At 77.9% G+C, this 7899-nt stretch carries 6 protein-coding genes and 1 pseudogene; 5 read left to right on the top strand and 2 right to left on the bottom strand.

Annotation, left to right across the window (positions count from 1 at the left end; all coding sequences use genetic code 11):
- Window positions 1-106 precede the first annotated feature (106 nt).
- The 4 genes from AAHH18_RS13950 to AAHH18_RS13965 all read left to right on the top strand — a co-directional run bounded on the left by AAHH18_RS13950 (window position 107) and on the right by AAHH18_RS13965 (window position 3589).
- Window positions 107-1561, top strand: coding sequence for a GH1 family beta-glucosidase (locus AAHH18_RS13950; protein WP_343302022.1), 1455 nt, complete (start codon window positions 107-109; stop codon window positions 1559-1561).
- A gap of 74 nt (window positions 1562-1635) precedes the next feature.
- The gene (locus AAHH18_RS13955) at window positions 1636-1947 is read left to right on the top strand and encodes a hypothetical protein (RefSeq protein WP_283321005.1); all 312 of its coding nucleotides are present in this window, start codon (window positions 1636-1638) and stop codon (window positions 1945-1947) included.
- Window positions 1948-1985: 38 nt separating this feature from the next.
- Window positions 1986-2777, top strand: coding sequence for an alpha/beta hydrolase (locus AAHH18_RS13960; RefSeq protein ID WP_283321004.1), 792 nt, complete (start codon window positions 1986-1988; stop codon window positions 2775-2777).
- Window positions 2774-3589: an alpha/beta fold hydrolase gene (locus AAHH18_RS13965; RefSeq protein ID WP_343302023.1), complete on the top strand. Its 816-nt coding sequence runs from the start codon at window positions 2774-2776 to the stop codon at window positions 3587-3589. The genes AAHH18_RS13960 and AAHH18_RS13965 overlap by 4 nt, the downstream gene beginning before the upstream one ends.
- Window positions 3590-3647: 58 nt before the next feature.
- Here the strand turns inward: AAHH18_RS13965 and AAHH18_RS13970 are convergent, their stop codons facing one another.
- Both AAHH18_RS13970 and AAHH18_RS13975 read right to left on the bottom strand, forming a co-directional pair.
- The gene (locus AAHH18_RS13970) at window positions 3648-4121 is read right to left on the bottom strand and encodes a hypothetical protein (RefSeq protein ID WP_343302024.1); all 474 of its coding nucleotides are present in this window, start codon (window positions 4119-4121) and stop codon (window positions 3648-3650) included.
- Entirely contained in the window at window positions 4118-6463 is a 2346-nt protein-coding gene (locus tag AAHH18_RS13975) for a coiled-coil domain-containing protein (protein WP_343302025.1), read from the bottom strand. Before AAHH18_RS13975 ends, AAHH18_RS13970 begins: the two co-directional genes overlap by 4 nt.
- Window positions 6464-6696: 233 nt before the next feature.
- On the opposite strand from AAHH18_RS13975, the pseudogene AAHH18_RS13980 reads away from it, so the two are divergent.
- Window positions 6697-7899, top strand: a pseudogene (locus AAHH18_RS13980) (hypothetical protein); the annotation flags it as partial.

A 7899-nucleotide genomic window follows, 5' to 3' on the forward strand; every position in this document is an offset into this window, starting at 1 on the left:
CGCCCGTCCCGCGGCAGGAGTCGCGGGAGCGCTCCCACACCGTGTATCGTATCGATTCGACAGGGTTGTCCCCGGACGGCCCGCCACCCGACCCCCGAGGACAGCCATGCCGACCACCCGTCCGTCCGGACGACAGTTCCCCGCCGACTTCCTGTGGGGCTCCGCCACCGCCTCCTACCAGATCGAGGGCGCCGCCAGCGAGGGCGGGCGCGGCCCGTCCATCTGGGACACGTTCTCCGCGCGCCCCGGCGCCGTGCTGAACGGCGACACCGGCGACGTCGCCGCCGACCACTACCACCGGGTGCCCGAGGACGTCGCGCTCATGCAGCAGCTCGGCCTCCAGGCGTACCGCCTGTCCATCGCCTGGCCGCGCGTCCAGCCGGACGGCTCCGGCGCGTGGAACGACGAGGGCATCGCGTTCTACGTCGACCTGGTGGACCGTCTCGTCGAGGCCGGGATCGCCCCCGTCGTGACCCTGTACCACTGGGACCTGCCGCAGGCCCTCGAGGACGCCGGCGGCTGGGGCAACCGCGAGACCGCCTACCGGTTCGCCGAGTACGCCCGGAAGATGGCCGAGGTGCTCGGCGACAAGGTCACGGTCTGGACGACGCTCAACGAGCCGTGGTGCTCGTCCTACCTCGGCTACGCCTCCGGCGTCCACGCCCCGGGCCGCACCGAGCCGGCCACCGCGCTCGCCGCGGTGCACCACCTCAACCTCGCGCACGGCCTCGCCGCGCGCGCCGTGCGGGACGTGCTCGGCGACGCCGCGCAGATCTCCATCACCCTGAACCTCCACGTGACCCGCGCGGCCTCCGACGCCCCCGAGGACGTCGCCGCCAAGCGCCAGGTCGACCTGGTGGCCAACGAGGTGTTCCTGCAGCCGCTGCTCGAGGGCCGCTACCCGCAGGAGGTCCTGCCCCAGACCGCGCACCTCACCGACTGGTCGTTCGTGCAGGACGGCGACCTGGAGCTGATCCGCGTGCCCATCGACCTGCTGGGCGTCAACTACTACTCCACCGGCAAGGTGCAGCGCCTCCAGGGCGAGCCGGTCGTCGGCGACGGCACCCCCGGCCCCGACGGCCACAAGTCCTCGGTCGTCAGCCCGTGGGTCGGCTGCGACGACGTCGAGTGGCTGCCGCTGCCCGGCCCGCACACGGCCATGGGCTGGAACATCGAGCCCGAGGGCCTCACCGAGCTGCTGCTCGACCTGCACCGCCGCTACCCGGGCCTGCCCATGGCGGTCACCGAGAACGGCGCCGCGTTCTACGACGAGGTGTCCGCCGACGGCCGGGTGCACGACCTGCCGCGCGTCGAGTACCTGCACGACCACATCGACGCCGTGGGCGCCGCGATGGACGCCGGCGCCGACGTGCGCGGGTACTTCGTCTGGTCGCTGATGGACAACTTCGAGTGGGCGTACGGCTACGACCGCCGGTTCGGCATCATCCGCGTCGACTACCCGACGGGCGAGCGCACCCTGAAGGACTCCGCGCTCTGGTACCGCGACCTCGTCGCGACCCGGACGATCGCGCCGGCGGAGACGGCCGCCACCCTGTCCTGACCCACGCCGCCGCGCCGGGGGCGGTCACCGCGAGGTCGGTGGCCGCCCCCGGGCGCGTCCGGGATCATGGGGACGTGCCCTCGACCCGTCGCTCCGGCAAGCGCCCGTACACCGCCGAGCACGTCCCGCTCGACCTCGAGCGCGTGCGCGGCGGGCGCACGTCCGAGGAGGGCCCCGACGGCACCTGGACGGTGCAGCGCGTCGCCGGGTCCGAGCGCACGTACCGCTGCCCGGGCTGCGACCAGGAGATCGCGCCCGGCACGCCGCACGTCGTCGCCTGGGCCGCCGACGGGATGTTCGGGCCGGACGCGGCGCTCGCCGACCGGCGGCACTGGCACGCGGCGTGCTGGTCGGCGCGGGGACGCCGCAGGCCCACCCGGCGCTGACGGCCGGACCGCACGCCCCCGGACTACGCTCGACGGCGATGACCACCGACGCCGCCTCCACCGCCATCCGCTCGCTGACCGTCCTGCCCGCCCACCGCGAGGACGTCGAGCTGCACACCGCCGACGGCCTCACGCTCGTCGGCGAGCTCGCCCTCCCCGTCCACCCCGACGGGACCCCCAGGACGCCCGCCGCGACGCTGGTCACCCTGCACCCGCTGCCGACCCACGGCGGCTACATGGACTCGCACGTGCTGCGCAAGGCCGCCTGGCGCCTGCCGGCGCTCGCGGACATCGCGGTGCTGCGGTTCAACACCCGCGGCACGTCCAGCCCCCGGGGCACCTCGCAGGGGTCCTTCGACGAGGGCCGGTCGGAGAAGCTCGACGTGCACGCCGCCATCGAGCTCGCCGAGTTCCGCGACCTGCCGCACCCCTGGCTCGTCGGGTGGTCCTTCGGCACGGAGCTCGCGCTCATGCACGGCCTCGACCCGGCGGTCGAGGGCGCCGTGCTGCTGTCCCCGCCGCTGCACCGCGCCACCGACGCGGACCTCGACGCCTGGGACGCCGACGGCAAGCCGCTCGTCGTCCTGGTGCCCGAGCACGACGACTACCTGCGCCCCGCCGAGGCCCGCGAGCGGTTCGCGCGCGTGCACCAGGCCGAGGTCATCGGCGTCGACGGCGCGAAGCACCTGTGGGTGGGGGAGGCGTACGTCCGCCGCGTGCTCGACGAGGTCGTCCGGCACGTCCGGCCCGGCTTCCCCGTGCCCCTGCCGACCACGTGGGACGGCCCGAGCGAGCAGGCCGCCACCGGCGCCCCCGAGGAGGACGCATGACGCACACCCCGCGCGCGACCGCCGTCGTCCACGCGCTGCGACCCGGGACCGGCCTGCCGCTGGTCCTGCTGCACGCCTTCCCGCTCGACCACCGGATGTGGGAGGACGCCGCCGCGCTGCTGCCCGGCGCCCCGCACGGTGCCGCCGCGCAGCCCGTGCTCGCGCTCGACCTGCCGGGCCTCGGCGCCGCGCAGGGCGTGCCGCTGCCCGACCCGTCGCTCGACGCGTCCGCCGACGCCGTCGCCGCGGCGCTCGCCCGGGCCGGTCACGACCGCGCCGTGGTCGCCGGCCTGTCGATGGGCGGCTACGTCGCCCTGGCGGTCCTCGAGCGGCACCCCGGCCTGGTCGCCGGGCTCGGGCTGCTCGACACCAAGGCCGGCGCCGACACCGAGGAGGCCCGCGCCAACCGGCTGCGCGTCGCCGACGCCGTCGAGTCCGCGGGGACGGTCGACGAGGTGCTCCCCATGGCCGACGCGCTGCTCGGGCGGGCCGCCCGGGACCGCGGGACGGCGGACCGGGTGCGCGCGTGGATCGGGGCCCAGCCTCCGGCCGGTGTCGCGTGGTCCCAGCGGGCGATGGCGGCCCGCCCCGACCGGACGGCGCTGCTCGAGGAGTTCACGGGGCCGGCCCTCGTGCTGGTCGGCGAGGAGGACCAGCCGACGCCCGTGGCCGAGGCGCGCCGGACCGCGGGGCTCCTCGGCGTCGAGCCCGTCGTCGTCCCGGCAGCCGGGCACCTGACGGCGGTCGAGACCCCCGGCGCGGTCGCGGCCGCCCTCGCGGAGCTCCTCGCACGGGCGGCCGCCGGGCGCTGAGGCCGCGACGGGCGCGCCGGTGCCCGGCCGGCGCGCGACCGTGCCGGCGTCGGTGGGGTCAGGCGGGTCCGGGGGCGTCACCCAGGGCGCGGGCGAGCGCGACGGGCAGGTCCAGCGACTCGCCGTCCTTGCCGCCCGCACCGAGCACGAGCGGCGGGTCCTGCGGCTCGGGCTGCACCCCGCGCAGCCTCGCGCCGATCGACGGCGGCACGGTCAGCACGTAGAACCCGCCGTCGGTCCCCACCGCGACCGTGCGATCACGGCGCAGGTACCACCCGCGCAGGGGCGTCCGGAAGCGCCCGCGTCCGCCGTACCCCTGCGCCTGGAGCGGCTCCGGCGCGACGCCGCGTGCCGTCGCCTCCGCGACGAAGCCGGCGATGAGCTCGCGTGCGCGCGCGGACTCGGCCTGCCGTCGCGCCCGCAGCGCCGCCTCGTGGGCGTCAGCGGCCTCGCGCCGCCGGGACCGCCAGTCCGACCCGGCGTCGGCGGCCGGCTCGGGCTCCAGGGCGTCGGGGGGAGGGGTGGCGGTCACCGGTCGGCGGGGGCCGGCTCGCCGGCGGCGGCGTCCTCGCCCGACGGGGTGTCCTCGCCGGAGCCCGCGTCCGCAGCGGAGGCGCTCCCGTCCGCGGCTTCGTCCACGACTCCGTCCTCGGCGGCGTCACCGGCCGGTGCGCCGTCCGCGGTCCCGCCGTCGGTGTCGTCGGCGTCCGTGCCGCTGGTCGCGCCCTCCGTCGTCCCGGACGTCGCGCCCTCCTCGGACTCGGACGCCGCGTCCCCCGCCGAGGTCGAGGTGCCCGGCCGGTCGGAGGTCGCGGTGCCGTCGGCGCCGTCGGCGCTGCTCGCCCCGCTGGCGTCGTCCGCCGCCTCCGGCCCCGTGGTGGCGGCCGGCTCGTCGGCGTCCGCCGCGGCAGGGGCCGGGGCCGCCGCGGCCGCGGAGACCGGCGCCGGCCGGCCCTTCGCCCCTCGGGCCGGGCGCGCGGCGGGACGGACGGCCGCCTGCTTGGCCGCGAACTGCGCCTGCGCGGCGTCCGCCCGCTCGAGCGTCTGCCGGTTCGGCACCGGGTCGTGGCCGAGGAGGTTGCGCAGCTCGTCCAGGTACGTGGTGATCGACTCGCGCTGCCGGTTGAGGTCCTCGACCTGGCGCTGCGCGGTCGTGCGCTCGCGCTCCGCCTCGGACATCGCCTCGGACAGGGTCTTCTCGGCGTGCTCGCGGGCCTCGGCCACCACGCGGTCGGCGTTCTGCCGGGCGTTCGACAGCAGCTCCTTGGCGTGCTCCTGCGAGTCGACCCGGATCTTCTCGGCCTGCTCCAGGGCCTTCGCGACGCGCTGCTCGGCGTCCGCGGCGTGCGCCTCGGCGTCGGCGACGAGCTTCTCCGTCTCGGCGCGGGCGGTCGCGTGCCGCTCGGCGTCGGCGCGCTCGGCCGCCTCACGCTGGGCGGCGATGGACAGCTCCGCGTCGGCGAGCGCCTGCCGGGCCTGCGCCAGCATCGCGTCCGCCTCGGTCCGCGCCCGGCCCCGGAGCTCCTCCGCGGCGCGCGACGCCTCGGTCGTCCGCCGCTCGACGTCGAGCCGCGTCGCCTCCTGGAGCTCGGCGACCTCGCGCTCCGTGCGCTCGCGCAGCTCCGTGGTCTCGCGCTCGGTGCGCTCCCGCAGCTCGGACGTCTCCCGCTCGGCGAGGGCGCGGAGCGTGGCGACCTCGTGCTCGGTGCGCTCGCGCAGCTCGGTCGTCTCCCGCTCCGCGGTCGCGCGGAGCTCGGTGGCGTACTGCTCGGCCTCCGCGCGCTGGACGGCGAGCGCCTGCTCCGACTCCTGGCGGGCCGCGGCGACCTCGTCGGCCACGGCCGCCCGGAGCTCGCCGGTCTCCCGGTCGGCGGTCGCCCGCACGAAGCCGGCGTACTGCTCCGCCTCGGTCCGCAGCGCGGCCGTCTCGACGGCGACCCGCTGCTGCAGCTCGGCGGCGGCGCGCTCGGCGGCCGACCGCACCGCGTCGGCGTGCGACTGCGCCTCGGCTCGCAGGGAGGTGACCTCCTCGCCCACCGCCTGCCGCGCCTCCGCGATCTCGGTGGCGGCGAGGGACCGCTGCATCGCCGACCAGCGCTCCGCCTCGGTCCGCAGCTCGGCGAGCTCGGCGGTGACGCGCTGGCGCAGCGCGGTCGTCTCGGCGTCGGCGCGCTGGCGCAGGTCCTGGTCGTACCGCTCGGCCTCGGCCCGCATCGCGGAGGTCTCGGCCTCGGTCGTCGACCGCAGCGCCTCGGCCGCCTGCTCGGTGCTGATGCGCAGCTCGGTCGTCTCGCGCTCGACCGTCGCCCGCAGGGTGCCGAGCTCGCGCTCGAGCGTCGCCCGGCGCTCGCTCTCCTCGGTCTGGATCGCCGTCTGGATGCGCGCCGCCTCGCGCTCGGCCGAGCCGACCAGCTCCTCCGCGCGGCGCTGCGCGCCGGTCAGCACGCTCTCCGCCTCGGTGTGCGCGGTCGAACGCTCCTCCGTCGCCTCCCGGCGGGCGGTCGCGAGCATCTCGGCGACCTCGTTCTCGGCGCGGGCGCGCAGCTGCCCGGCGGCGAGGCGGGCGCGCGCGAGGGCGTCCGACGCCTGCGCGTTCGCCTGCTGCACCACGTCCGACGACTGCTCCTCCGCCGAGCGCAGCAGCATCTCGATGCGGGACCCGAGCCCGGAGTAGGTGGGCCGCTCGGCCTCCCGGAGCTGGCGGTGCGCCTCGGACAGCTCCCCGGAGATCTGCAGCACACGCTCGTCGAGCGAGGCGACCTGGTTCCGGGCGTCGGACAGCGCGCGCTCGAGCTCGGCCATTCGGTCGTCCACGGGTCCGCGGTCGTAGCCACGGAAGTTGACCACCGGGAAGGGCGTACGGTCGTCTGCCACGAAGTTCCTCCTGCAGGAGCGCGCGAGCGCTTGTGGGGACCGCCTCCGGGCGGGAGGCTCGGGACATCCGTCTGACCCCGGTCCGTCGGTCAGCGTATCCGGGCGCACCCACCCCGCGGCACCCGTCCCCGGGGCCGGGTCCGTGGCCGGTGCGCCCCGCCTCGTCCCGCCGGCGTGCCCGGTCACCGAGGTCCCCGGCCTATCCTGGGCCGTCACGTTCGAGAGGAAGACGCGTGCTCCAGCGACTGATCGCCGCCGTGCTCGCCGTGCTCGGGGTCGCCGCCGTCGCGCTCGGCGTCGCGTCGGCCACGGCCTGGCGGGCCGACGACCCCCTGGTCGCCACCGCGGCGCCCGGCGGGACGACCCGGGCCCTGGTGACCGACCCCGGCGTGCTCGAGCTCGCCGGCGACCCGGTGACGGTCACCGTGCGGGCGGAGGGCTCGCCCGTGGTCCTGGCGGTGGGCCGGGACACCGACGTCGACGGCTGGCTGGGCGACGACCCGTACGTCCGGGTGACCGGGCTGTCCGACTGGCACACCCTGGCGACGACCAGCGTCGAGGCGCCGGCCCCGGAGCCGAGCGGGACGGCCACCGCCGACGCGCGGGCCGCGGCCGCGAGCCCCAGCCCGTCCGCCACGGGTGACGCCGACGAGGTCGCACCGGCCGCCGACCCGACCGGGTCCGACATGTGGCTCGTCGAGGTGTCCGGTGACGGCTCCGCGACCCTCGAGTGGCCCGCCCGCGACGGCCGGTGGTCCCTCCTGGCGGTGAGCCTCGGCGACACGGCCCCCGTGCTGGACCTCGCCTGGCCGCAGACCGTGACGACGCCGTGGCTGTGGCCCGGCGTGGCGCTGGGCGTGCTGCTGCTGGCGGTCGCCGCGGTCCTGCTCGTCCGGATCCTGCGGGCGCGCGGCCAGGGCCCGGAGGCCGGCTGGCACGCCGTCGCGACCGGCCAGATCGCCGTCGTCGCCGCACCCGGCACCCCGGCGGGCGGCAGCGCGGTCGCCGGCGCCCCCGCCGCGGACGCGGGCACCGCACCGGTCACCGGAGCCGTCCCGCTCGGCGTCATCAGCGCGACCGGCGCACCGCTGACGCGCCGGCAGATCCGCGAGGCCGAGGCCGCCGCGGCAGCCGCGGCCGCCGCCGCCCGCCGCCGGGGCCGGCGCGGCGCCACCGGCGCCATCCCCGTCGTCACCGGGGCGCTGCCCACGGTGACGGGAGCGACCCCAGCCGCGGGCGAGCGCCCGGGCGCCGGGGACGCCGGCACCGGTCCGGCCACGACGCCTCCCGGACCCGGTGCGTCCGTCCCCGGTTCGTCCGGGCCGGTGTCCTCCGTGCCCGGGGCGACGGGCGACGGCGCCGGGGGACCGGTGCCCGCCGCCGGACGAGCCGGCGCGCCGGCCGGCTCCCCGGAGCGCCCCGCGGCGCCCGCACCC

The organism is Cellulomonas olei, from assembly GCF_039548315.1.
In the GTDB taxonomy this organism is placed as follows: domain Bacteria; phylum Actinomycetota; class Actinomycetes; order Actinomycetales; family Cellulomonadaceae; genus Cellulomonas.